Consider the following 22,840-nt stretch of genomic DNA (forward strand, 5'->3'; position numbering starts at 1 on the left):
TGACGGCGCCGTCCCCTCTCTGCTGACACGACCTGCGATGGCCGAGACCCCCTGGGCCTGTGCGCCACATCGTACGGCGCGTTCAGGCCCCGTCCCGATTCGGTCTGGTCGCTATCAGGTCACGAAGCACGCCGCCCCGGGCCCGGCCGGAGCCAGGTCCCGGGGCGGCGGACAGCAGGGTGCTGCTCAGCCGCGGCCCGTGAACAGCTCCCCGTGGAAGGTGCGGCCGGTGGCCCGCTGGGAGGCACCCGAAGCGTCGAGGTAGGGCGTGATGCCGCCGCGATGGCGGGGGAAGCCGGCGCCGAGGATCAGCGCGAGGTCCACCTGCTCGGGTCGCTCGACGATGCCGTTCTCGAGCATCAGGGCGATCTCCTCGGCCAGTCCGTCCTGGACCTTCTCGAGCAGCGCGTCGCCGACGGGCGCGTCCGTCCGTGCCGTGCTGTGCGGCGCCGCGCCGCTGTGCGGCTCCGCGGCGAACACCTCGGCGACCGTCGGGGAGACCGGCGGGTGCACGGACGTCTTGCTGCGCTCGGTGAAGTGGGCCTTCTTCTCGACCATCGAATGCAGTCCCGGAGAGGCGTGGAAGCGGTCCCCGAGCTCTTCGGCGAGCACCGTGCCGACGTGGTCCGCGACAGCGAGGCCCACCAGGTCCAGCAGCTCGAAGGGTCGCATCGGCATGCCGAGGGCGTCGAGGGAGGCATCGACCTCCGCCGGATCGGCGCCCGCGTCGACGGAGGCGAGGACCGCGCCGAGCACCCGGAACAGCAGCCGGTTGACGATGAAGCCGGGGGCGTCGGCGCTGCGCACCGCGAACTTCCGCAGCCTCCGCACCACCTCGAGGCCGGTGGCGAGGGTGGTCTCGTCGGTGGCTTCGGTGTGGATCACCTCGACCAGCGGCATCTTGGCGACGGGGTTGAAGAAGTGCAGGCCCACCACTCGCTCGGGGTGGGCGAGGCCTTCCGCCATCTGCATCACCGAGAGCGAGGAGGTGTTGGTGACCAGCAGCGCGTCCTCCGCGAGGACGGTCTCGAGCTCCGCGAAGACGGACTGCTTGATCTTCAGCACCTCGGGCACGGCCTCGAGCACGAGGTCGCAGCCGGCGAGCTCCTGGAGGTCCGTGGTGGCGGAGAGGTTCTCGGAGATCTGGGCGGCGGCCGCCTCGTCGAGCAGCCCCCGCGCGGCGGTCTGGGCGATGACCTCGCGGGCCGCGGCGAGGCCCTTGGCGGCGATCTCCGTATCGAGATCCCGCATTACGACCGGGACCTGCAGGCCGAGAGCGAGCTGGGCGGCGATCTGCGAGGCCATCAGCCCCGCGCCGGCCACGCCCACCCGGCGGATCTCGCGTGCGCCCTCGACGGGGGCGCGTCCGGGCTTGCCGCGACGCAGCAGCTCGGCGGTGTACATCGAGGCCGCGGCACCGTCACTGCGCACCAGCTCCTCGAGGGCAGCAGCCTCCCGGGCGAGGGCGTCGGGGAGGGTGGAGCCCGGGAGCTGCTGCAGCAGCTCCAGGGCGCGGCCGACGGCGGGGGCGCCCTGCGCCTCGAGCCGAGCGGCCCAGGTGCGGCGGGTCTCGGCCGGGCCGTGGGCGGCATCGAGCGCATCGCGCAGCGCCTCCGCCTCCGGCGTATCGGCGGCGGGCAGCGGTGCGGTGCGGCCGCCCCAGGCACCGTCGGCCGCGACGGTGCCGGTGGGAGCGGATTCGGCGAGCGCGGGATCGACCACGTCGGCGTCGGCCTCGTCGAGGTCGTCATGCGCGGCGACCAGGGCGGCGAACTCGTCGAGCGCTTCGTCCAAGTCCTCCGCGAGCTCGTCGACCAGTCCGATCTCAAGGGCCTGCTCGGCGTTCAGCTGCCGGTCGCGGGCCGGGTCCTCGAGGATCATCCGCACCGCGTTATCGGCGCCGACGACTGCCTGCAGCAGGGTGGTGCCGCCCCAACCGGGCAGGATGCCGAGGCTGGTCTCGGGCAGACCCAGGCCGCGCACTGCGGGGCCCGCGGTGCGGACGTCCGCCATCAGCGCCACCTCCAGGCCGCCGCCGAGGGCGACCCCGTTGAGGTGGGCGAGCACTGGAACCGAGCTGGTGCGCACGCGGACCTGCAGGTCATGGGCGGCGCTGGTCATGCCCTTGACGTTCGCGACCGCGGTGGGGTCGGCGAACATCGACAGGTCGGCGCCGGCGAGGAAGACGCGGCCGGTGCCGGTCATGGCGATCGCCTGGATCTCCCCGGCCTCGGCACGATCCAGGGCGGCACCGATCGCGCCGGTGACGGCGTCGATCGAACGTGGCCCGAGGGTGGCGGGACGTCGCTCCTCCCCCTCCGGCGGGGCGAAGGTCAGCACGGCTACCGTGCCCAGTCCGGGATGCTCGCGGTCCTCGGCCAGGACTCGGGTGACGTGCTCGGTGTAGCTGCTCATCAGTGACCTTTCGCGATCTCTTCGTCGAGGGCAGGCGACATCCGCAGGATTGTCTGATACTGCGGGTTTCATGTAGATCATGCCTCAGGTCGACGGCAGGTGTCCACCGACGCCAGCCGTTCCCACCGCGAGCGCGGCAGCTCACGTCACCGGCTCCACGTGCCAGCTCCAGGTGCCGGCCCAGGATGCAGCCCGAGGCACTGGCTCGAGGCGCTGGCTCAGGGCGCTGGCTCAGGATGCCGCCATCCAGGCTCCCTCCTCAGTCACCTGCATATCGTCGAGGAGCACGAAGTGCCCTCCACCCTCGACCTCTGCAGGGAGCTCGAAGGCGAGCTCCGAGAGGAAGGTGCCTCCTGCGGTGACACCGCGCTGCTCGAGGAGGTCGTCGTAGTGCGGGGTCACGACGAAGGCACGGCTGTGCTCGGTGCCGTCCTCGGCGATATAGACCGCCCGCATCCAGACCTGCAACGACGACGGGTAGTCGCTGTCACCGTGATAGAGACCCTCGAGCGTGAGCAGCACGTACTTGTTTCCCTCCTCCGGCTCGGCATTGAGGGAGTTGGCCTCCAGGATCTCGGAGGTCGCATCCCAGTCCATGGCGGTCGCGGTCACGTCGACGTCAGCTCCGAGCGTGGTGGAGTGGAACGGGAAGGTGCTCCCGAAGGGCACGGCATCCTCGGGCCCCACCGGCATCTCGTCGAAGGTCGGGGGCGTCGTCTCCGTGCCCTGCTCGTCCCCGCCGCCGTCGGACCCTCCGCCGGCGATCGAGATCCCTCCCCCGTGCTGGAGGGCGCGCACGCCGAAGAATCCACCGACGCCGAGCACGAGTCCGGCGATCACGGAGAGGCAGCCGACGGTCAGGTAGAAGGAGGTGCGAGGAGCCCGCGCAGGCAGTGGCTCGGTGAGGGCGGTGCGGTGCGAGGGGTGAGGGGGTGGGCTCTGGTGCATGGCGGTGCGCGACGCGGGAGCGGACTCGTGGCCCGCAGTGCGACGGTCTCCCCTCCTCGGCGGACAGTTCAGGTCGGGATCGCACTCCACGATCCGCCGTCACGCTAGCGCACGCGCGGCCGCTTGCGGTGAGCACCTTCACTCAGCACCCCGGTCAGCGCCCTCGAGCAGGGGCGCCCGCCAGCGGTCATGCGGTCGTGAAGTACAGGATCTCCCCGGTGAACGTCTCCACACCCAGCCGGAAGGTGTCGACCTCCCGCTCAGGGACCAGGTAGGCGCTGCGGAACTGCGCGCTCTCGCCGCTGCCCAGAGGGCTGATCGACGTCATCGGGTCCGGGACCAGGCCCTGGGCGATATCGGGGAAATAGGTGCGATCCGATTCACCGGTCAGCCAGAGCTCCTCGACGGGAGCCAGCTGGCCGGGCCCGTCGTAGCGCACCGCAAAGGTCACCAGGATCAGTCGGTAGCCGTCCTGGACCACGTCCTTGCCGTCCGCTCCGGGAGCGGTTGCCGCGAGGTCCACCTCGAGCGGGGTGACGCTGAGAGCTCCGTCGGTCCAGGCCGCCCAGGTGACGGTGTGCTCGCCGATGGTCGCCGGGCGGTCGTATCCGCCGGTCCCGTCGGTCACCTCCCGTCCTGCGGAGTCGGTGACGGTGCCTGGCTCCCGTTCCTGGGAGGCCTGCGAGGCGGGCACGCTCGCGCTCTCCTCCTCACTGGCAGGGGCAGCTGCGGGCGTCGCGGGGGACGGGGCGCCGAGCCGCTGCAGCCCGCCCACCACGAGGCCGACGACCGCGACCAGCGCGGCCGCCTGCACGAAGACGATGGCGACGATCGCCCAGGCCGGCAATCCACTGCGGCGCGGCTCCTCGTCGAGGGGCTCCTGCGGGTCGTAGGTGAAGGAGGGAGCCCCGAAAGGTGCGTCGTCCTGGACGATGTCGTGCGGGACCGGTTCCCCCGGCACTGAACGGGCGGCGTCCCTGCTGCGGCCTGGCTGATCGTCACCGAGGCTCGGCAGCTCAGGGCCGGCCGCCGACGCCCGGCCTGTCGAGCCGAGCCCACGATCGGGCAACGCGAGAGGCGCCGGCTCGGACGGGTCGGTGAGGTCCTCCCAGTCATAGCCGGTGGAAGAATCCCGCCCCTGTGCCATGCCATCGAGCATAGGCGCGCCGGGCCCGCGATTCGACCCCTCCACTGCCCGCTGTGCGCCATCCCTGCCGACCCCCGCCCGCCGTCTCCGCAAGAAGTCTGTCTGCACCCCTTCCAGTCACAACCAAATGGTTGTAGGTTTTTCGCATGCAGAGGAACGACGACGCCAGAGCGGATGCCTGGTTCCACGCGCTCTCGGATCGCACTCGGCGGGACATCCTGCGCCGGGTGCTGGAGCACGAGCAGTCGGTGTCCTCCCTGGCCCGGAACTACTCCATGAGCCTCACGGCGGTGCAGAAGCACGTTGTGGTGCTCGAGCGGGCCGGGCTGATCATCCGACGCCGTCACGGCAGGGAGACCCTGACCCGCGGCGACGCCGGAACCCTCCGCTCCGCCTCCGAGCTCCTCACCGAGCTCGAGCGCGGCTGGCGGGACCACATCACCCGTATTGACGAGCTGTTGGAGTCCGACCCCGCACCCGTTCCATCCCACCGGGACCCCGCGCCCACCACGAAGGAGTGACCATGCCTGTCACCGACATCACCCATGATCTGGAGAACCTCACCCTCACGATCACCGCGCAGTTCGCCGCGCCGGTGGAGCGGATCTGGGAGGTCTACGCGGATCCGCGTCAGCTCGAGAAGGTGTGGGGGCCCGTGGGGTATCCCGCCACCGTGGTCGAGCACAACCTCACCCCCGGCGGCCGGGTCACCTATTTCATGACCGGCCCCGAGGGCGAACGCTTCCCGGGGTATTGGAACGTGCTCGCGGTCCAGGAGCCGGACTCCTTCACCTACGAGGACGGGTTCGCCCATGACGACTTCTCACCGAACACCGAGCTGCCGGTCTCGACCTGCGTGAGCACCTTCACCGCGCAGGACGGCGGCACCCGGGCGGTCTACGTGACCACCTTCGCCAGCCGGGAGGGACTGCAGACCGTGCTCGACATGGGCGTGGAGGAGGGGTCTCGCTCGGCGATCGACCAGATCGACGCGCTGGTCGCCTGACCACCCCTCCGATCCCATGCGCAGCGCCCCCGGTCACCATGGGTGAACGGGGGCGCTGCGGGAGAGCTGCCGCGGGCGGGGCTTACGCCGCCCCGGGATCAGGCGGCTTCGGGGCTCAGGCGGCCTCGACCCACTGCCCTTCGACGAGCACCTCATCCAGGGGGAGCGAGCCGGCGACGACGAAGTGACCGCCTTCGGGAAGGTCGGCCGGCGTCATGAACACGAAGTGCATGGTGCCGGACTCACCATCCTGCAGTGCCAGCTTGCTGGTGGTATCCGGGGTGACGACGCCGGCATCCTCATAGGGAGTGCCGTCGGCCGCGACGTAGTCGATCGGACCGAACGCGAAGGAGTTGAACGTGTCCGGTCCGTGGTAGGTCATCTCGGCCTGGACCATGATGTATTTGCCCTGGTCCGTGGGCTGCGGGTTGTGGCTGTTCTGCTCGCTCACCCATTCGGTGGCATCCCAGTTCACGTCGCCGATGACGATGTCCATCGAGCCGGCGAAATCGTTGGGGTCCTCGAGGGTGACGACGGTGCCCTTGGGCACTGCGTTGGCCTCGCCGACGGGCGCCGCCTCCTCGGTGGGCTCGGTGGTCTCCTCGGGCTCGGTGGTCGCGCCCTCCACGGGCTCCGAGGTCTCTTCCTCGGACTCGGTGGTCTCCTCCGGTGCGGTGGACCCCTCCTCGGCCGGGGACTCCTCCTGCGAGGAGGTGGGCTGCTCCTCATCGCCGCTGCCCATCAGCGCGCGGACGCCGAAGAACCCGACGAGCGAGAGCACCAGCACCAGGATCAGGAGGCCGCAGCCCACCATCGCGAGGATCGGGCCCTTGCCGAGCCCGGACTTCCCGCCTGCCGCACCCTGCTGGGGCATGACCGGGGGCTGGCCGGGAATGGCGGTGCCGGGCTGGCCGTTCTGGTCCTGCTGGCTCTGCTGGGGGTCCTGGCCGGGCACGGGCTGCCACTGCTGGCCCCCCGGCTGCTGGCCGGGGCCGGGCGTCTGACCGGGACCAGGCGTCGGCGCGCCTCCGGGGTGCTGCGAGGCGCCTCCGTGGTGCTGCGAGGCGCCTCCGGGGTGCTGCGAGCCCTGAGCGTCGGAGGGTCCCTGAGCGTCGGAGGGTGAAGGGGGCTGGGGAGGCTGAGTCATGACGCGGTGCGGCCCGTGACGGCCGCGGTCCTTCCTGGAGAGGGGTCGCCGAGGCACGGCGGACGAGATCACGCTATCGGATGCCGAGGCTCCGTCGGGAGTAGCGTGTCCGCGTCACCCGTCGGCCCTGCCGACCCTCCCCAGCACGAGGACCTCGCATGATGCTCCAGGACTCCCCCGCCCCCGAGCCGCTGCACATCGATGCACGCCCGAAGGCGCCAACGGACGCTGCTCCCGCCCCCAGCTCGAGCACCGCCGGCTCGAGCATCCCCAGTTCGAGCACCGCCAGTTCGAGCACTCCCGGCTCCGGCACTCCCGGCTCGAGCACTCCCGCTGCGGAGCACGCAGTGCTGGACAACCCTGCCTGGTCCTCGCTGACCGGCCACCACCGCCACCTCGCGGAGGGGAACGAGCACGTGCTGCGCTATCCGGGCGACGTCTCACCGTTCGTGGGAGTGCGCGACTGGGAGCATCCGGACGTCTGGGACGCGATCCTCGAGGTGTTCGGCCATGGCGCGGCCGTGAGCGTCTCCCATGCCGATCCGCTGCTGCCCGCAGGGTGGACACCGGTGTTCTCCATCCCCGGCGTGCAGCTGGTCCAGACCGACCGCCTCGCGCCGCGACCTGATGAGGAGGCCATCGAGCTGGGCGAGGAGGACAGCGCCGACATGCTCGCACTGGTCGAGCGCACACGACCCGGACCGTTCGCACCGCGCACCCACGAGCTGGGCCGTTACGTGGGCATCCGCCGCGAGGGCCGCTTGATCGCGATGGCCGGCGAGCGCCTGCACCCCGAGGGCTGGACCGAGATCAGCGCTGTTGCCGTGGACGAGGCGCACCGCCGCCAGGGACTCGCCTCCCGCCTGGTGCTCGACGTCGCCTTCCGCATCCAGGAGCGCGGAGATCGCGCGCTGCTGCATGCCTCCGCCGAAAACACCGCAGCGATCACCGGCTACGAGAGGCTCGGCTTCGCGCTGCGGCGCCGGCTCTCCTTTGGTGCCGTGCGCACTCCGTGACAGCTGGCCACAAGGCCCGTACGGTGGCGGGAGCAACGAGGAGGGCACGATGCATACCGAAGCACCCACCACGACGAGCACGCAGACCGGCCACCCAACCCACCCGGCACAACGCGTGTCCTGGGCAACCCACCTGCTCGGCGCCGCGCTCTACACCGTCGGGACCTACGGGATGCTCGGGGGCTACCCCTCGCCCCTGAGCGACCTGGGGCTGGGGCTGGGGGTCCTGATCCTGGCGATCGGCACCATCATCGTTGCCCGTACCCAGATCCGGCACCACGGCCGCGGCTCCTCCCTCCCTGCCATCGGCGGGCCCCGTTCTCTGCTCAGCGGCTGGATGGCCGGTGGGCCGCTCCTGTTCCACGTGCTGTTGCCGGAATCCACCCCGCTGAGCGTGATCGTGCTCCTCTCGCTGCTGCTGGGCACGGTCTTCTACGTCGTGTTCCGGCTCGAGGACGCCGAGCTCACCGCGCAGGCCGCACCGAAGCCTGCACGGCGCACCAAGTAGGACTCGGCACGGGCTACCGTCATCGCATGGATGACACAGCGACGTGGCCGCAGCACCTCGAGGATGTGGATCGCAGCGATGATTCACTGCGGGCATGGGTGGCGGAGCGGATCCGTCGGCTCGAGGCCGACGGGCGCCGCAGCGCCGACACCCACCTGGTGACCGTGGACCTGCCCGCCGAATGGGACATCCAGCTCTACCTCAAGGACGAGTCGACCCACGCCTCGGGCAGTCTGAAGCATCGCCTGGCCCGCTCGCTGTTCCTGTTCGCGCTGGTCAACGGGCAGCTGCGGCCCGGGATGCCGGTGATCGAGGCATCCTCCGGCTCGACGGCGGTGAGCGAGGCGCATGTGGCGCGGATGTTGGACATCCCCTTCATCGCGGTGATCCCCCGCGGCACCAGCACCCGCAAGATCGCACTGATCGAAGCCGCCGGCGGCCACTGCCATGTGGTCGCGAGCGCGGAGTCGATGAGCCGGGAGGCGCAGCGGCTGGCCGATGAGCAGGGCGGGCTTTTCATGGATCAGTTCACCCACGCGGAGCGGGCCACCGACTGGCGCGGGAACAACTCGATCGCCGTCAGCGCGTTCGCGCAGCTGGAGCTCGAACCCCATCCGGTGCCGCGCTGGATCGTGGTGGGCGCCGGGACCGGCGGCACCAGCGCGACCTTCGGCCGCCTGCTGCGGTATCGCAGTCTGCCCACCTCGCTGTGCGTGGCGGACGTGGAGAACTCCGCGTTCTTCGAGGGGTGGGTGCAGCAGGATCCGACGGTCACCACGGACCGCGGTTCCCGGATCGAGGGCATCGGCCGCCCACAGGTCGAGCCGAGCTTCGTGCCCGGGGTGGTGGACCGGATGATCCGGGTGCCCGATGCGGCGTCGGTCGCTGCGGCGCGGTATCTCTCCGAGCAACTGGGGCGGCGCGTCGGCGCGTCGACCGGCACGAACCTGGTGGCTGCCGCGCAGCTGATCGGGCAGATGCGCGAGCGGGGCGAGTCCGGCTCGGTGCTGACGCTGCTGTGCGATCCCGGGGATCGGTACACCGACACCTACTTCGACGATGACTGGGTCGCGGAACAGGGCTGGGAGCTGGGACCATGGCTGGAGGCCCTCGCGCGGATGCTGCCGCTCGGGAGCCGCTGAGCTCGCCGCGGGTCCCCGTCACCACCACCCCACCTCTCCAGGAGGCCCGCCCATGAGCATCGTCCGCACGGCGGTGGGCATCGCCAGCACCTGCTACGCCGCCAATGCCGCGCTGGGGCTGAGTGTGGCGGCGGGCCTGATCGACACCTCGGGAGCGCGATGGGTCCGCCACGGGCTCTTCATCGCCACCGCCTCCACCACGGGACTGGCCCTCGCTCTCGGCGCGGTCCGCCGCGACCCGTCGGCCGTCGCCCTGGGCGCGGCGGTGATCCCCCTCGTGCTGCTGCAGCGCCAGGGAGCACGTCCGTTGGCCCGCCATGCGCGGACCGCCGCCCTCGCGGCCCCCTGTTTCGCCGCCGCCCTGCTTCTGACCCGGAGATGATGATGGAATTCCTCGATGCCGTCTTCAGCCGCCGCACCACCAATGGACCATTCAGGCCCGACCCCGTCAGTCCCGAGCATCAACAGCTGCTGATCCGCGCCGCGGCCGCGGCCCCGTCCCAGTTCAACAGCCAGCCGTGGCGATTCGTGCTGATCGAGGATCCGGACACGATCGGCGAGATCGCCCGGATCAGCGGCGAGAGCATGACGCAGGTGATGGGCGAGGGCACCTTCTTCCATCGCTACCGCAAGTACTTCCGCTTCTCCCAGCAGGAGATGGACGAGACGCGCAGCGGCATGCTGTTCGACCGTCTCCCGGCGCTGCTGCGCCCCTTCACGAGCCAGGTGTTCACCAGCTCGGGGCAGAAGCTGATGAATCGGCTGCGGGTGCCGCGCGAGCTCGGCGAGGAGAACCGGAAGCTGGTGGCGGGGTCGCCGCTGCTGATCGGGGTGATGCTCGAGCGCGGGGAGTATCGCCCCGAGGCGCTGTCCGGCTTCTACTCGGTGTTCAGCATGGGCGCGGCGATGGAGAACCTCTGGCTGACCACCACCCAGCTCGGAATGGGCATCCAGTTCGTCTCCTTCCCGATGGAGGTGCCGGAGAACTGGCGAGGGATCGTCGAGCTCCTGCGGGTCCCGGACGAGCTCGAGCTGATGGCGGTCTACCGCCTCGGCTACCTGCCCGAGACATCGCGTCGGCCGGCGATCGACTGGTCCAGCCGCGAGCGGAAGCTGCCCTCCCAGTTCGTCTTCCGGGAGACCTGCGAGAGCCCTCAGACCGGGTGGGACGAGGACTCCCGGCCGGACCGCTGAGCCGATCTCGCGCTGGGCGCAGGGTGCTGGGTCCGAGGTCCAAGGACGACCCGCATTCCCCGCTGCAGGCGCTCGGCGCCGCCCTCGCGACGCGAGAACCAGTGGAAGGCATCGATCTCGAGCCGGAGCAGCTGTTCTCCGTCCCCCGCCCAGCCGAAGGAGCGGTTCATCGGCAAGTCCCGGGCCGACAGCGCCAGCACTGAGAACCCGTCGATCAGACTGAGGCGCCGGGCCTTCCCCCACTGGATCACCTCGAGCACCGCGTCCTCCGGGGCAGGATCGGCGACCACCCGCACGAGGCAGCTCCCCGGGACCTGGGTGGGGTCCAGCGGTGCGACAACCTCTCCGCCAGCGCCGCGCACCACGATGCGCACGAGTGGTGGCTCCACGGGGTCCGACAACTTCCAGGCACCGTGTTCGACGTCGAGGGTCAGGAGCAGGAACTCCTCCCCTGGAGCACTCGAGACCGCGCTCATCCTCCGGGATGATTCCCTGAGCGAGCAGTCGGGGCTCTGCGGCGTACGTCAGCGACCGTTTCTGATGACGTTGACGGAGCTGGTGGGAGGGCTGTGCCCGGCGGGTCTCCGGTCGAGCCGCTCCCGTCTGCCGTGCTGCCTGCCGACCTGCCGACCTGCTGTCCGATTCGTCCGCCATCTCCCTATGATGACTCCAGGTGCTCGGGCATCGACCTGCATGAATCCACCGGAAGCGCGCTCGGAGCGCCGGGCCGAGGAGGCACCGCATGAGGACGTCACAGGTGGCACGGGGCCTCGCCCTGCTGGGCGGGCTCGCCATGGTGCTGAGCGCCTGCACCCTGCCGCCGCTTCCGGGATTCCCCGGCAGCGGCGGCGGTGGAGGCGGCGGTGGGTCAGCGGCAGACAGCATCGATCTCACGCACGACGATGTCATCACCTACACCTCGCACCAGATGGCGATGGAGGGTGATTTCGGGGACGAGGTCGTCGAGATCCACCGCGATCGGGTGGTGCTGCGCTTCGAACTGCCGGACGACTCCGTGCTCTTCGAGGTCGAGACCGAGCTCGAGCCCGAGCAGCGCGCCCGCGTCGAACAGGCCGCCGAGGCGTATCTCGAGTGGGAGCCGACGGTCCCCGACTCGGACCGCGACGCCTGCACGGACATCGGCAGCGACATCGTCGAGATCTCAGGCTCGGTCACGCACCGCTCCACGATGCAGAACTGCCAGGGAGAGACACCCTTGGCCGCGCTGTCGGACGAGGCCCGCGAGGCAGTGGGCCGGATCGATGAGCACCTCGCCCGGCCATGGCAGCAGTGGACCGTGGAGATCCGCCCCTGGGACGAGTCCCTCCAGAGCGCCGACGAGGCCACCCCGCCGGAGAGGTACTCCCTGGATCGGGGCTGGGGCAGCGAGGGGATGCTGCTGACGGCGACGAACACCCCGGAGGGCTGGGGCGCCGAGGTGGACGTCGAGCAGGCGGCCGAGGGAGTGCTGCTCAGCTGGGCTCAGACCGGCACCGTGCTCACCGCGGTCAACGAGGTGCACCTGGAGCGGCGCAGCATCGGCTGCGGGGACCCCACCGGCGAGATGCGGATCATCCGGGCGGGCGAGCCGGCAGCGCTCTGGACGCACCGGGTGTGCCCCGGCGACGTCACCGAGGATCTCGCGACGGTGCTGCGCGCGCTGTGACGGGCCGGACGCGGAGCCCTTCCCGTCACCGCATCTGCATCTGCCTCTGCATCTGCGCTTGTCCCGACAGTCGTTTCCGGCGGGAGAGGCGACTCACGCGAAGGCGCTGACCCCGGTGATCGACCGGCCCACGATGAGCGACTGCATCGTGTCGGTGCCCTCGTAGGTGTGCAGGGCCTCGATGTCGCTGCGGTGGCGCACCACGCGGTTCTCGAGCAGGATCCCGGAGCCGCCGAGCATGTCGCGGGCGTCCGAGGCGATCTCGCGCGCGGCGCGGGTGTTATGCACCTTCGCGAGCGAGGCCTGCTCGGGGCGGATCCTCCCGGCAGCCTCGAGCTCGGCGAGCCGTACGCAGTGCAGCTGCATCGAGGTGAGGGTCTGCAGCATCGACGCCAGCCGCACCTGGACGTGCTGCGCCTTCGCCAGCGGTCGGCCGAACTGGATGCGCTTCTGGGCATGCTCGAGGGCGGCCTCGTAGCAGGCCACGGCATGGCCGAGCGCGCCCCAGGCGACCCCGGCGCGGGTGGCGAACAGGACCTTCGAGGTGTCCTTGAAGGAACGGGCCCCGGGCAGGCGCTGATCCAGCGCGATCCGCACGTCCGTCATGGTGATGTGGGCCTGGTGGATGGCGCGCAGGGCGACCTTGCCGCGGATCACCTCGGCCTCGTAGCCGGGCAGCGACTGGTCCACGAGGAACCCGCTGACCTGGCCGTGCAGCTCCGGCTGCGATTCGTCATCCACGCGCGCCCAGACCACGGAGAGGTGGCAGCCCGCACCGTTGCCGATCCAGCGCTTCTGCCCGGAGAGCACCCACTGCTCCCCGTCGCGGCGGGCGACCGTCTCGAGTGAGACGGAGTCGGAGCCGTGATCAGGCTCGGTGAGGGCGAAGGCGGCGTGCTCCGCGCCGGTGGCGAGCGGCTCGGCCCAGCGCTGCTTCTGCTCCTCGGAGCCCAGCAGCATGATCGAGCGCAGTGCAAGCCCGCCCTGGACGCCCACCATGGTGCCGACGCTCCCGTCGATGCGGGAGAGCTCCATGTTCACCAGGCCTGTGGCGAGAGGGGAGAGGGTGCGGTGGCCGGGCACGTCGAGGCCGTCGGTGAGCAGGTCGAGCTCACCGAGTCGGGCGATCAGCTCGATCGGGTACTCTCCGCGGTCCCACCAGTCGTTGATCTGCGGAAGCACTTCGGCGGCGAGCGAGCGGGCATCCGCCCAGGCCCGGAGATCCTCGCCGGCGACGTCCTGGAAGAGCGCGTAATGGTCCGCCGCGGCGGGCAGCAGGTCGGCCGGGGTGGCGGCCGTGGCATCCGGTGCGGAGACGACGGCGCGGTCGGTGACCACGCTGTCCCGTCGGGCGTCGTCGGAGCCGCCGGGGTTGCCCCCGGGGGAGATGTGGCCGGGCACTGGGGCGTTCCACCCGGACTGCTGCGGAGCGGGCTGGGCGTGGGAGTCGTTGCTGGTCATCAGTTCATCCTCTCGATGATGAGGGCCATGCCCTGGCCGCCGCCGACGCACAGGGTCGCCAGGCCGTAGCGGCCCTCGCGCTCCTGCAGGCCGTGGAGCAGGGTGGTGGTCATGCGGGCGCCGGTGGAGCCCCAGGGGTGGCCGAGCGCGATCGCCCCGCCGTGGACGTTGAGCTTCTCGTGGTCGATGCCGAGGTCCTCGGCGGCGGGCAGCACCTGCGCGGCGAAGGCCTCGTTGAACTCGACCAGGTCGATGTCGTCGATGGTCAGCTCGGCGAGTGCGAGCGCTCTGCGGGTCGCCTCCACCGGTCCGAGGCCCATGATCTCGGGGCTGAGGCCGGAGACGCCGGTGGCGACCACGCGGGCGAGCGGGGTGATGCCCAGCTCCTTCGCGTACTCCGCCTCCATGACGATCAGCGCTGCGGCGCCGTCGTTCAGCGGGCAGCAGTTGCCGGCGGTGACGGTTCCGCCCGGGCGGAAGACGGGGTCCAGCCCGCCGACGGCCTCGAGCGTGACACAGGCGCGCGGAGAGTCGTCCGCGCTGACCACGGTGCCGTCGGGCAGGGTGACCGGCGTGATGTCCCGTGCGTAGAAGCCGGAGGCGATCGCGGCCTCGGCGCGGTTCTGGGAGCGCACGGCGTACTCGTCCTGGGCGGCGCGGGAGATGCCGCGCAGCTCGGCGACGTTCTCGGCGGTCTGCCCCATGGCGATGTAGGCGTCGGGCAGCTCGCCGTCCTCGCGCGGGTCGTGCCAGGGGGCGGGGATCTCTCGGGTGGCGCGCTTCTCGGTGCGCTCCCAGGCGTCACGGAACAGGGGGTCGCGGGCGTCCTCGTCCATCAGCTTGCCGGAGCTCGAGGAGATCGACTCGACGCCCGCGGAGATCACCACGCGGGCCTCGCCGGAGGCGATCGCGTGGAAGGCCGCGCGGGTGGTCTGGATCGAGGAGGCACAGAAGCGGGTAACCGTCGCGCCGGGCACGGTGTCCAGGCCGAGGCGGACCGCGACGGTGCGGGCGAGGTTCCCGCCCTGCTGGCCCTCGGGGATCGCGCAGCCCAGCTGCAGGTCGTCGATCGTGGTGGGGTCGAGCTGCGGAACCTGGTCGAGCGCAGCCTGGATCATCTGGCCGACGAGGTCGTCGGGGCGGATGTCCTTCAGCGACCCTTTGCGGGCGCGACCGATGGGGGAGCGGGCGGTGGCGACGATGACGGCCTCGGGCACGAGGGTTCTCCTTCGACGACGATGTCTGGGGGCGGTTTGCCGGCGGGTGCGGCGGGATGCACGCTACCTGATGTTCCTGATACTACGGGTTGCACATACCTGGAGGGAAGTCAGCCGACCGGCCAGCATGCCGAGAAGGGCGACTCCACGGCGCGGATAGGGTGCCTCAATGGCGCCGATAGGGTGCCCCCATGGCTCATCCCCGCTCTCTGCCCGCCGCCGGCGCGGCCCTGGACAGGATGCTCGACGCTCTCGAGCACGAAGAGTCCCTGGTGCCGGAGATCTCGAGCGCGATCCGTACGGCCCTGCCCGGCTACGGCGAGGTCCCCTCCGCCTCGCTCGAAGCGTCGATCCATCGCAACATCGACCTCAGCATCCGCACCGTGCGCCGCGGGGCCTCTCCGGATGCCGAGCAGATCGCCGAGGCGGAGGAGCTCGCCGTCGAGCGGATGGGGCAGGGGGTGCCGCTGGGCAGCGTGCTGGCCGGCTTCCGCCTGTGCATGACGGAGATCCTGGACCGCCTGCGGCGGCTCGCCCCGGCGCATGGACTGCCCGCCGAGGAGGTGCTGGTCGTGGCGACCCTGCTGTGGTCGCTCGGGGATTCGTTCTCCACCCGCGCCGTCATCGGCCACCAGGAGCGCAGCATCGCCCAGGCCGTCGCCGACTCCGGCCGCCGCTCCCGCTGGCTGATCGAGGCGGTGATGACCGGCCTGCCGCGCACCGAGCTGCTCAGCGGCGCCGCCGCCTACGGCGTTCCCGGCGAGGCGCCCGCACGTGCGCTCATCGCGGCTCCCTCCGCCCGACAGATGGAGAACTGGCAGCTGGAGAATGGTCAGCCGGAGAACGAGGACCGGTCCGACGCTGCCGACACCGCCCACCGGCTCCAGGACTGGGCGGCGCGCGCCGGGGTGGAGGTCCTGAGCACTCCGCACGGCATGGGCGAGGTCGGCCTAGTGCTCGGCGAGCCCGCCGTCGGCGTCGACCCCGAGGGCCTGTCCCTCGCGCTGGGCCCACCCGGCCCTCTCGCTCGACTGCCGGAGTCCTTCGTCGCGGCAAGCCGTGTGCAGACGGCCGCGGCACGGGTCGGCCACCGGGGCCTCGCCGACCTCGGGACGCTCTCCTGGCGGATGGGGATCACGGCCAGCCCCGAGGCCACCGAGCTGCTGCGGCGCCGCCACCTCGAGCCGCTGCGCGCCGAGGGTGCGTTCGGGCAGCTGCTGCAGGAGACGGTGCGCGCCTACCTGGCGCATGGACTGAACATCCCACGCGCCGCCGCGTCGATCCCGGTGCATGTGAACACGCTGCGCTACCGGTTGAAGCGATTCCAGGAGCTGACCGGCGCGGATCTGCACGAGCCGGAGCACCTGATCGAGGTGAGCTGGGCCCTGGCGGCGGAGCCGGAACACGGGCGGCCCGCGGGGTCGCCGACCTTCGCGGACGGCGCCTAAGCTCCGCTGTCGGTTCCCCTATCGGCTTCCCTGGCGGCTGCGCTGCTGCCTGCGTTGTCGGCCGCGCTGCCAGCTGCGCCGCTGCCTGCGTTGTCGGCCGCGCCGCCAGCTCCGCTGCTGGCTGTGATGCCGACCCCGCTGTCCACCGTGCTGACCGCCGTCGTGGCGGCCTCGACCTCCATGGTCATCCGGGCCACATGCAGCGCGAGGTAGGCGATCTCGTCGTAGGAGAGGGCATCGCCCATCCGCAGCCGCACGATCACCGCGAGCTGCTCGGCGGTGCGTGTCGCCTCGGGATAGGCCTCGCAGATGGTGCGGCTGATCAGGGACTGCTCACCGTCGAGCTGACGATGCTGCTGGATGCGCACGAACATATAGCGCACATGGGTGATGAAGCGGGCGGCGGCCATCGAGTGGCGATCCACCACGATCCCGAACCGCTCCCCCACGATCGCCAGCATCTGCTGGATGACCCCGGTCATGGTGTAGGTGAAGGACAGGTCACCCGTCGCGAACCCGGCGTTGACCAGGTGCAGCGCGAGAGCTGTCGCCTCATGCTCGGGCAGCTTCGGATCCACCTGACGGTTGACCTCGACGAGCAGCCGGCGGGCCCTGTCGTACTCCTCGGCATAGAGGGTCTGGACCTCGGCCTGCAACGGGTACTCGATCTCGATCCCCTGGTGCAGACGCTCAAGGGCGCCGGAGACGTGATCGGCCACGGCGATGGCGAGCGTAGGGCGGTGGGATTCGCGATCCTCGATGCCGGTCTCGCGCAGCGCGATGACGACGGCCCGCAGGATCTCCTGGTCGATCATCGCGAACGCCTCGGCGAGGTGGTCGGGATCCCGCCCGTCGGCCGGGACGAAGATCTGCACGATCTTCTCGGGGTCGACCTGCTGGCCGGGCTGCGCGCGGAAGCCGATGCCGCGCCCGGTGAGGATGACGCCCTGGCCGATCTCGTCGCGGGAGAGCACGACGTTGTTGTTGAGGACCCTCAGCACCTTCATCGGCACAGCACCTCTCTTCTCGGCCCTCGTCGTCGAGAGCACGTGCACCTCCTGCCAGGCAGCGGTCGGCTGCCACGGTGCGCGCACCCTCAACAGGAGGATACGCGCACCGGACCAGCGGCTCAGCGGCGAGCCACTACCACCGTGTCCCCGGCCACGACGTCGGCCGCAGGTGCGGGTTCGACCGCGGCAAAGGTCGAGGTGTTCGGGACGGTCAGCAGGGTGATCGAGTCGTATCCTGCGGCGCGGATCGCCTCGAGGTCGACCACGGCCAGCAGGTCGCCGGCCCGCACCCGCTGCCCCTGCTCGACGCGGACGTCGAAGCCCTCACCGTCCATCTTCACGGTGTCGATGCCGACGTGGACCAGCACCTCTGCGCCGCCGTCGGCCAGCAGCCCGAAGGCGTGACCGGTGGTGGCGACGGTGGCCAGCAGGCCGTCCGCCGGGGCGAGGATGCGCCCGTCGACAGGGATGATGCCGACGCCCTCTCCCAGGGCCTTCGAGGCGAACACCGGGTCGGAGACTTCACCGATCGGCACCAGGCGTCCGGCCACGGGGGCGGTGAGGACTACGTCGCCGGCTCCGGGCACGGCGGCACCGTTCGCGGCGGCACCGGACGTCGCAGCACTGGACGGCGCAGCACCGGGACCAGCAGCGCCCGACGCGGCAGCGCCAGTCGAAGCAGCGCCGGGAGCGGCAGCGACGCCGGTGGCAGCGGGTGCACCGACCGTCGCGAGCTCGCGCTCCGCGGCGGGTGCGACGGCCTCTGCCGCGGCGGGCGCGGCGGCGGCTTCAGCGGCGTCACGCTGGGCATTCGCCTCGGCGCGCTGCTCGGCGGTCCGGTAGTCGGAGAAGAAGACCAGGACCATGGCGACCACGAAGGCGATGACGATCGCGATGACGTAGGTGAGCATCGGGTCGAAGACGGGGATGGTCAGCAGCGAGGTGAAGGCGAAGACGGAGGTGTTCACTCCGCCGAGCAGGCCCACGGTCAGACCGCCGGCGAGGCAGCCCACGAGCATGCGCGGGTAGATCCGCTTGAAGCGCAGGTGGATGCCGTACAGCGACGGTTCGGAGATGCCGCCGAAGAGGCCCGCGGCGAGCGCGCCGGTGGCGGTCTGGCGCATCTCGGCCTCGCGGTGGCGGATCGAGAGCAGCAGCACGCCGGCGGTGGCGCCGAAGCAGGCGAAGTTCCAGGCGCCCATGGGGCCCTGGATGAAGTCATAGCCCAGGGAGTTGATGTTCTGCAGCATGAGCGCGTTCAGCGGCCAGTGCAGGCCCAACGGCACCAGGAACGGGTACAGCAGCGGGATGAAGATCGCGAAGACCAGCGGTGCGTTGCCGTTCAGCCAGGCCAGGCCCGCGCCGAGGCCGTTGCCGGCCCAGATGCCGAGGGGGCCGATCAGGAAGGCGGTCACCGGGATCATCACCAGCATCGCGAGGAAGGGCACGAACACCAGCTGCACGTTGGGCGGGAAGACCTTCTGCAGGCCCTTGTAGACCAGTGCCAGCAGCGCGACCATCAGCAGCGGCACGAACACCTGGCCGCCGTAGTCGTTCAGCTGCATCGGCAGACCGAACACCTGGGCGATGCACTGCTGGGTGCCCAGCAGCTCATTGGTGGTGCAGGTGACACCCGGGGTGGTGCCGTCGAGCAGGCCCATGTAGTCCGGGGTCATCACCGCGGCCATCACCGCAGCGCCGACCCAGCCGTCGATCTGCAGCTTCTTCGCGGCGTTGAAGGCCACCATGATCGGCAGGAAGTACAGCACCGAACGCCACATCGCATCGACGAACACCCAGGTCGAGGACTTGTCCTCAGCGCGGAAGTCGACCATGCCCAGGGCGTCGAGCACCGAGGCGATCGCGATGATCAGCGAAGCACCCAGCAGCACGCCCATCAGCGGACGGAAGGAGTCCGAGAGGTACTCGAAGAAGCTGTCGAGCCAGGACCACTTCCCCCTCGCCTTGGAACGGATCGCGGCTTTGACCTCGGCGTCGGACTGGGCGACGGGCGTGCCGCCGTCGGCCATCGAGGGGAGGTTCATGATCTGGGAGTGGACCCCGGCGACGGCGCCGCCGATGACGACCTGGAAGCGATCGCCGGACTGGGGCACGGTGCCCATCACGCCGGAGAGCGCGTCCAGGCTCTCCCGGTCCACCTTCTCACCGTCATGGAGCTGGAAGCGCAGTCGGGTCGCGCAGTGGGTGAGGCTCTCGATGTTCTCTGGCCCGCCGACGCCGCGGACGATGTCCTCGGCGATCGACGTGGTCCCTGGTGAGGAGGTGCTCATGATGCGTCGTCGCATCCTTCCTGGGTCGGTCTTCCTGGGGTCGGTGGACCTGCGGGCGGCAGGTTCCGGGCAACAAAAAAGACCCGGGCCCCGCCGGGTGCGCTGGAGCGCACGAGCAGGTCCCAGGTCTTGCTCCTCCGTCAAGGACGGGGGATGACAATCCGGTGAACACAGTGGTTCGGAGAGGAACACTAGCAGGCTCCTGCGATCACGCAAGCGGGACGGAGGTCCCGCGTCAGCCCGTCAGCCCGGAGTGTGGATGACTGTCCCGAGCGACCCTCTCAGGATCCACCCACGGGATGACGCCCTCGCGCTTCCCGGAGGACGCGGCGGCGGTGCGCCGCGCCGCACAGTGGAGGCATGAGAAACGCAACCATCTCCACCAGCCGCACCCGTGCCACCACCGAAGACCACCTCATCGACTACCGGCCGCTGCCGGCCACCTGGGGTGAGCTCGAGTCGCTGCAGCAGGTGCGCGCCGCGAAGGCTCGCGCCGCCGCGCGCGGCCAGGATCCCAGCACCTTCGAGCTCGCGGCGCTCCCCTCCCCGCCGGAGTCTCGCTCCGTGATGACGCGCCGGGGCCGTCGGGGCCTGTTCTCCTCCCTGCTGCGCGAGCCCGGAGTCCATCACCGTCCGCGTCGTGGCCGCGGGGATCTCGCGACAGTCTGAGAGCCTCCGCAGTCCGAGCACGGTCGGACACCACCCTCAGTCACTTGACGAACAGTGAAGTGACTCATAGAGTTTCCAACATGGAAAACGACATCGCGCAGGGCGGGCCCGAGGACGCACCCTCCGCCGCGGAGGCTCGCGCCAGGCTGGCCGCCATGGACACGGACGCGTCGCAGCTCGCCGCGCGCCTGGTCACGCCGTGGTGGTACCACCCCATCCTCGGCGGGATGGTCGCGGCGGCGATCATCGCCCAATCACTGCCCTCGGTCGCCTCCATGTCGATGATCGTGATGGTCATCATCTGGATCCCCTTCCTGATCAAGGCCTACACCAGCCGGTACAAGGTCTGGATGTCCGAGCCCGCCGGCCCCCGCAGCCGGCGCATGATGCTGCTGCTCCTGGGAACGCTGGTCGTGCTGATGGCATCCGGGGTGCTGATGAAGATCGCCGGCCTCTCCCCGTGGTGGGTGCTGGTGCCTGCGGTGCTCGGCTTCGTCGCGACGGTGTGGCTGGGGCGCCGGTACGACGCGGTGCTGCGCTCCGAGATCTCCACCCCCTCCCACCACTCCACGCAGCGATGAGCAGGGCTTCCGCTCCCCGTGCAGGGCAGGAACCCGCACCAGAATTCCATGAGCTCATCCACGCTCCGGTGAGGTTGCGGATCTGCGGGTTGCTGCGCCCGATGAGTGAGGTCGAGTTCTCAGTGCTGCGCGACACCCTGCAGCTGAAGGACGCGAACCTCTCGAAGAACCTCAAGCTGCTGGCCGACGCGGAGCTGGTGAAGCTGCGCAAGGAGTTCTCTCCGGTACGGAATGATGCCCGTCGGCTGACCTGGGTCTCGCTCACCGTGAAGGGCCATGCCGCCCTCGCCGGGCATCTGGCCGCGCTGCGCGCCATCGCCGAGGGCGACCCCGCGATGCCGAGCTGATCAGCAGCCGGTCAGATCAGCAGCCACTCTGGTCAGTGTCCGCACAGCACGGCGCAGGACAGCACGGCGCAGGACAGCACAGCGCAGGACAGCACAGCGCATGAAGTCCGCACGCGCTCTAGGATCAGCCCCAGGACGAGGACGTCCACCCCGCTGGTCGTCGGCGCCACCGCTTCCACGCGGCCCGCTGTCCCCGCGAGCCTGGTGCGGGCGGGGAAGACCACCGAGGGACAGGAGACTCCGATGACAGACCGTGCTGGCCTCCCCCGGCTCGCCGGCGAGCGCACCGACTATCTCGCCGGATCGCTGCCGGATGATGCCCCGTCTGATCCGCTGGCCCTGTTCGATCTCTGGCTGGCGGAGGCCTTCGCCCGCCGGGAGGAGCACGGGGATCTGCCGGAGCCGTCGGCCGTGGTGCTCTCCACCGTGGCGCTCGATGCCGATGGCATACCCCGGCCGCGCTCGCGCACCGTGCTGCTGAAGGCGCACGACGCAGACGGCTTCGTGATGTACACGAACCTGGACTCGGACAAGGGCCGCGAGGCCCGGGCCACGCCGCAGGCCGCGCTGCTGCTGCCCTGGTATCCGCTGCAGCGGCAGGTGCGCATCGAGGGCGCCGTGGAGGAGGTCTCTGCGGCGGAGTCCGATGCGTACTGGGCGCTGCGTCCGCGCGGCTCCCAGCTGGGGGCCTGGGCTTCCCATCAGTCGCGGTCCATCGCCTCGCGCGAGGGGCTGGAGGCGCAGTACGCCGCGGCCGAGGATCGGTTCGCGGACGGGCCGGTGCCGCGGCCGCCGTTCTGGGGCGGGCTGCGCGTGCGCCCGCGGACGCTGGAGTTCTGGCAGGGTCGCCCGCACCGCGTCCATGACCGGATCCTCTACACCGCAGCGGCCGACGGCACCTGGGAGCGGCACCGGCTGCAGCCCTGAACCGCTCAGTCCAGGTATCGGAGAAAGCGCTGCGGTGCGTCGAGGAAGCTGCGCCAAGTGCGCACCAGGACGAGGTCGTCGTAGTCGGTGCGGCGCAGGCCCCACTCCCCCACCTCATACAGCTCCGCGCCCGGCAGCGCGGCGAGCACCGGGGAGTGGGTCGACAGGATGATCTGGGAGCCGTTGTCGACCAGCTCTCGCAAGAGCCCCAGCAGGGCCAGGCAGCCGGGCAGCGACAGTGCGGATTCGGGCTCGTCGAGCATCCAGAGGCCGCGGATGCGGGAGCGCTCGGCGACCAGCTCGAGGAACGATTCACCGTGGCTGCGCTCGTGCATCATCCCGCCCACCCCGATCTCCTCGTAGTAAGTGAACAGCGAGTGCATGGTCTCGGCGCGCAGGAAGAAGCCGGACTTCGAGGCGCCCGCGCCGCGCACCAGTTGCAGGTGCTCGCCGAGCGGTGATTCCGTGGCGCGGGTGGCGTGCATCGCCCCGGTCCCGCCGCCTTCGGGGTTCAGTCCGTAAGCGCCGGCGATCGCCTCCACGAGCGTCGACTTGCCGGCTCCGTTGTCCCCGGTCAGCACCGTGACCTGCCCTAGCTCGAGCCCCTCGTCCAGCAGCTGGCGCACGGGTGCCAGGGTCGCGGGCCACGCGGACCTGTCGGCCGGGGCGAGGTGATGCTCTCGGACCATGCGCAGCGGGA

General features: G+C 70.7%; 23 protein-coding genes. 13 read left to right on the top strand and 10 right to left on the bottom strand.

All coding sequences use genetic code 11. The features are described 5' to 3' along the window. Positions 1 to 186: 186 nt before the first annotated feature. The 3 genes from ACT3SQ_RS00130 to ACT3SQ_RS00140 form a co-directional block, all read right to left on the bottom strand. Positions 187 to 2,415 carry a 3-hydroxyacyl-CoA dehydrogenase NAD-binding domain-containing protein gene (locus ACT3SQ_RS00130; protein ID WP_444502159.1) on the bottom strand — a complete coding sequence of 743 codons (2,229 nt, stop codon included), beginning with the start codon at positions 2,413 to 2,415 and terminating at the stop codon, positions 187 to 189. A gap of 231 nt (positions 2,416 to 2,646) precedes the next feature. Then, positions 2,647 to 3,363 (bottom strand): hypothetical protein, encoded by a 717-nt coding sequence (locus tag ACT3SQ_RS00135; protein WP_444502158.1) that lies wholly within the window; start codon positions 3,361 to 3,363, stop codon positions 2,647 to 2,649. Positions 3,364 to 3,550: 187 nt separating this feature from the next. Further along, positions 3,551 to 4,510 (bottom strand): hypothetical protein, encoded by a 960-nt coding sequence (locus ACT3SQ_RS00140; RefSeq protein ID WP_444600741.1) that lies wholly within the window; start codon positions 4,508 to 4,510, stop codon positions 3,551 to 3,553. 146 nt (positions 4,511 to 4,656) lie between these two features. On the opposite strand from ACT3SQ_RS00140, the gene ACT3SQ_RS00145 reads away from it, so the two are divergent. Together ACT3SQ_RS00145 and ACT3SQ_RS00150 are read left to right on the top strand one after the other, a co-directional pair. Further along, positions 4,657 to 5,031 (top strand): ArsR/SmtB family transcription factor, encoded by a 375-nt coding sequence (locus ACT3SQ_RS00145; RefSeq protein ID WP_444592009.1) that lies wholly within the window; start codon positions 4,657 to 4,659, stop codon positions 5,029 to 5,031. 2 nt (positions 5,032 to 5,033) lie between these two features. Next, entirely contained in the window at positions 5,034 to 5,516 is a 483-nt protein-coding gene (locus tag ACT3SQ_RS00150) for an SRPBCC family protein (RefSeq protein ID WP_442332704.1), read from the top strand. A gap of 115 nt (positions 5,517 to 5,631) precedes the next feature. Here the strand turns inward: ACT3SQ_RS00150 and ACT3SQ_RS00155 are convergent, their stop codons facing one another. Next, on the bottom strand, positions 5,632 to 6,471 hold the full coding sequence (locus tag ACT3SQ_RS00155; RefSeq protein ID WP_444600742.1) for a hypothetical protein: 840 nt from the start codon (positions 6,469 to 6,471) through the stop codon (positions 5,632 to 5,634). Between the two features lie 350 nt (positions 6,472 to 6,821). Here ACT3SQ_RS00155 and ACT3SQ_RS00160 point away from each other — a divergent pair, with 350 nt between their 5' ends. Genes ACT3SQ_RS00160 through ACT3SQ_RS00180 form a run of 5 tightly spaced genes read left to right on the top strand, consistent with a single transcriptional unit; the run spans position 6,822 to position 10,523 of the window. Beyond that, on the top strand, positions 6,822 to 7,679 hold the full coding sequence (locus ACT3SQ_RS00160; RefSeq protein WP_444600743.1) for a GNAT family N-acetyltransferase: 858 nt from the start codon (positions 6,822 to 6,824) through the stop codon (positions 7,677 to 7,679). 49 nt (positions 7,680 to 7,728) lie between these two features. After that, positions 7,729 to 8,187 carry a hypothetical protein gene (locus ACT3SQ_RS00165; RefSeq protein ID WP_441445404.1) on the top strand — a complete coding sequence of 153 codons (459 nt, stop codon included), beginning with the start codon at positions 7,729 to 7,731 and terminating at the stop codon, positions 8,185 to 8,187. 26 nt (positions 8,188 to 8,213) lie between these two features. Next, on the top strand, positions 8,214 to 9,329 hold the full coding sequence (locus ACT3SQ_RS00170) for a PLP-dependent cysteine synthase family protein (RefSeq protein ID WP_444600744.1): 1,116 nt from the start codon (positions 8,214 to 8,216) through the stop codon (positions 9,327 to 9,329). 52 nt (positions 9,330 to 9,381) lie between these two features. Further along, on the top strand, positions 9,382 to 9,711 hold the full coding sequence (locus ACT3SQ_RS00175; RefSeq protein ID WP_444600745.1) for a hypothetical protein: 330 nt from the start codon (positions 9,382 to 9,384) through the stop codon (positions 9,709 to 9,711). A 2-nt stretch (positions 9,712 to 9,713) separates the two neighbouring features. Further along, positions 9,714 to 10,523 (top strand): nitroreductase family protein, encoded by an 810-nt coding sequence (locus ACT3SQ_RS00180; protein ID WP_442331908.1) that lies wholly within the window; start codon positions 9,714 to 9,716, stop codon positions 10,521 to 10,523. On the opposite strand, the gene ACT3SQ_RS00185 is transcribed toward ACT3SQ_RS00180, so the two are convergent. Continuing rightward, positions 10,484 to 10,999, bottom strand: a complete 516-nt coding sequence (locus ACT3SQ_RS00185) for a hypothetical protein (protein WP_442331905.1) — start codon at positions 10,997 to 10,999, stop codon at positions 10,484 to 10,486. The two genes, ACT3SQ_RS00180 and ACT3SQ_RS00185, sit on opposite strands and share 40 nt — an antisense overlap. 266 nt (positions 11,000 to 11,265) lie before the next feature. Between ACT3SQ_RS00185 and ACT3SQ_RS00190 the strand changes: the two genes are divergently transcribed. Then, complete coding sequence (locus tag ACT3SQ_RS00190) at positions 11,266 to 12,189, top strand: hypothetical protein (protein WP_444600746.1); 924 nt, start codon at positions 11,266 to 11,268, stop codon at positions 12,187 to 12,189. A gap of 93 nt (positions 12,190 to 12,282) precedes the next feature. Here ACT3SQ_RS00190 and ACT3SQ_RS00195 read toward each other — a convergent pair whose 3' ends face one another. Both ACT3SQ_RS00195 and ACT3SQ_RS00200 read right to left on the bottom strand, forming a co-directional pair. Next, entirely contained in the window at positions 12,283 to 13,650 is a 1,368-nt protein-coding gene (locus ACT3SQ_RS00195) for an acyl-CoA dehydrogenase family protein (RefSeq protein WP_441445399.1), read from the bottom strand. Beyond that, a complete protein-coding gene (locus ACT3SQ_RS00200; protein ID WP_441445398.1) occupies positions 13,650 to 14,867 on the bottom strand; it encodes an acetyl-CoA C-acetyltransferase in 1,218 nt (405 codons plus the stop codon). The genes ACT3SQ_RS00195 and ACT3SQ_RS00200 overlap by 1 nt, the downstream gene beginning before the upstream one ends. Positions 14,868 to 15,058: 191 nt before the next feature. Between ACT3SQ_RS00200 and ACT3SQ_RS00205 the strand changes: the two genes are divergently transcribed. Continuing rightward, entirely contained in the window at positions 15,059 to 16,315 is a 1,257-nt protein-coding gene (locus ACT3SQ_RS00205) for a PucR family transcriptional regulator (protein WP_441445397.1), read from the top strand. Here ACT3SQ_RS00205 and ACT3SQ_RS00210 read toward each other — a convergent pair. Then, the gene (locus ACT3SQ_RS00210; RefSeq protein ID WP_441445396.1) at positions 16,312 to 17,322 is read right to left on the bottom strand and encodes a PRD domain-containing protein; all 1,011 of its coding nucleotides are present in this window, start codon (positions 17,320 to 17,322) and stop codon (positions 16,312 to 16,314) included. The genes ACT3SQ_RS00205 and ACT3SQ_RS00210 overlap by 4 nt on opposite strands. A gap of 122 nt (positions 17,323 to 17,444) precedes the next feature. Continuing rightward, positions 17,445 to 19,616 (bottom strand): glucose PTS transporter subunit IIA, encoded by a 2,172-nt coding sequence (locus tag ACT3SQ_RS00215; RefSeq protein ID WP_444600747.1) that lies wholly within the window; start codon positions 19,614 to 19,616, stop codon positions 17,445 to 17,447. A gap of 360 nt (positions 19,617 to 19,976) precedes the next feature. On the opposite strand from ACT3SQ_RS00215, the gene ACT3SQ_RS00220 reads away from it, so the two are divergent. The 4 genes from ACT3SQ_RS00220 (at position 19,977) to pdxH (ending at position 22,140) form a co-directional block, all read left to right on the top strand. Then, a complete protein-coding gene (locus tag ACT3SQ_RS00220; protein ID WP_441445394.1) occupies positions 19,977 to 20,285 on the top strand; it encodes a hypothetical protein in 309 nt (102 codons plus the stop codon). 80 nt (positions 20,286 to 20,365) lie between these two features. Further along, on the top strand, positions 20,366 to 20,866 hold the full coding sequence (locus tag ACT3SQ_RS00225) for a hypothetical protein (protein ID WP_441445393.1): 501 nt from the start codon (positions 20,366 to 20,368) through the stop codon (positions 20,864 to 20,866). After that, positions 20,863 to 21,213 (top strand): transcriptional regulator, encoded by a 351-nt coding sequence (locus ACT3SQ_RS00230; protein WP_441445392.1) that lies wholly within the window; start codon positions 20,863 to 20,865, stop codon positions 21,211 to 21,213. Before ACT3SQ_RS00225 ends, ACT3SQ_RS00230 begins: the two co-directional genes overlap by 4 nt. A gap of 243 nt (positions 21,214 to 21,456) precedes the next feature. Next, a complete protein-coding gene (gene pdxH / locus ACT3SQ_RS00235) occupies positions 21,457 to 22,140 on the top strand; it encodes a pyridoxamine 5'-phosphate oxidase (protein ID WP_444592011.1) in 684 nt (227 codons plus the stop codon). 5 nt (positions 22,141 to 22,145) lie between these two features. On the opposite strand, the gene ACT3SQ_RS00240 is transcribed toward pdxH, so the two are convergent. Further along, entirely contained in the window at positions 22,146 to 22,829 is a 684-nt protein-coding gene (locus ACT3SQ_RS00240) for an ATP-binding cassette domain-containing protein (RefSeq protein ID WP_441445407.1), read from the bottom strand. Between the last annotated feature and the right edge of the window lie 11 nt (positions 22,830 to 22,840).

The organism is Brachybacterium sp. AOP42-C2-15, from assembly GCF_052377065.1.
Classification (GTDB): Bacteria; Actinomycetota; Actinomycetes; order Actinomycetales; family Dermabacteraceae; genus Brachybacterium.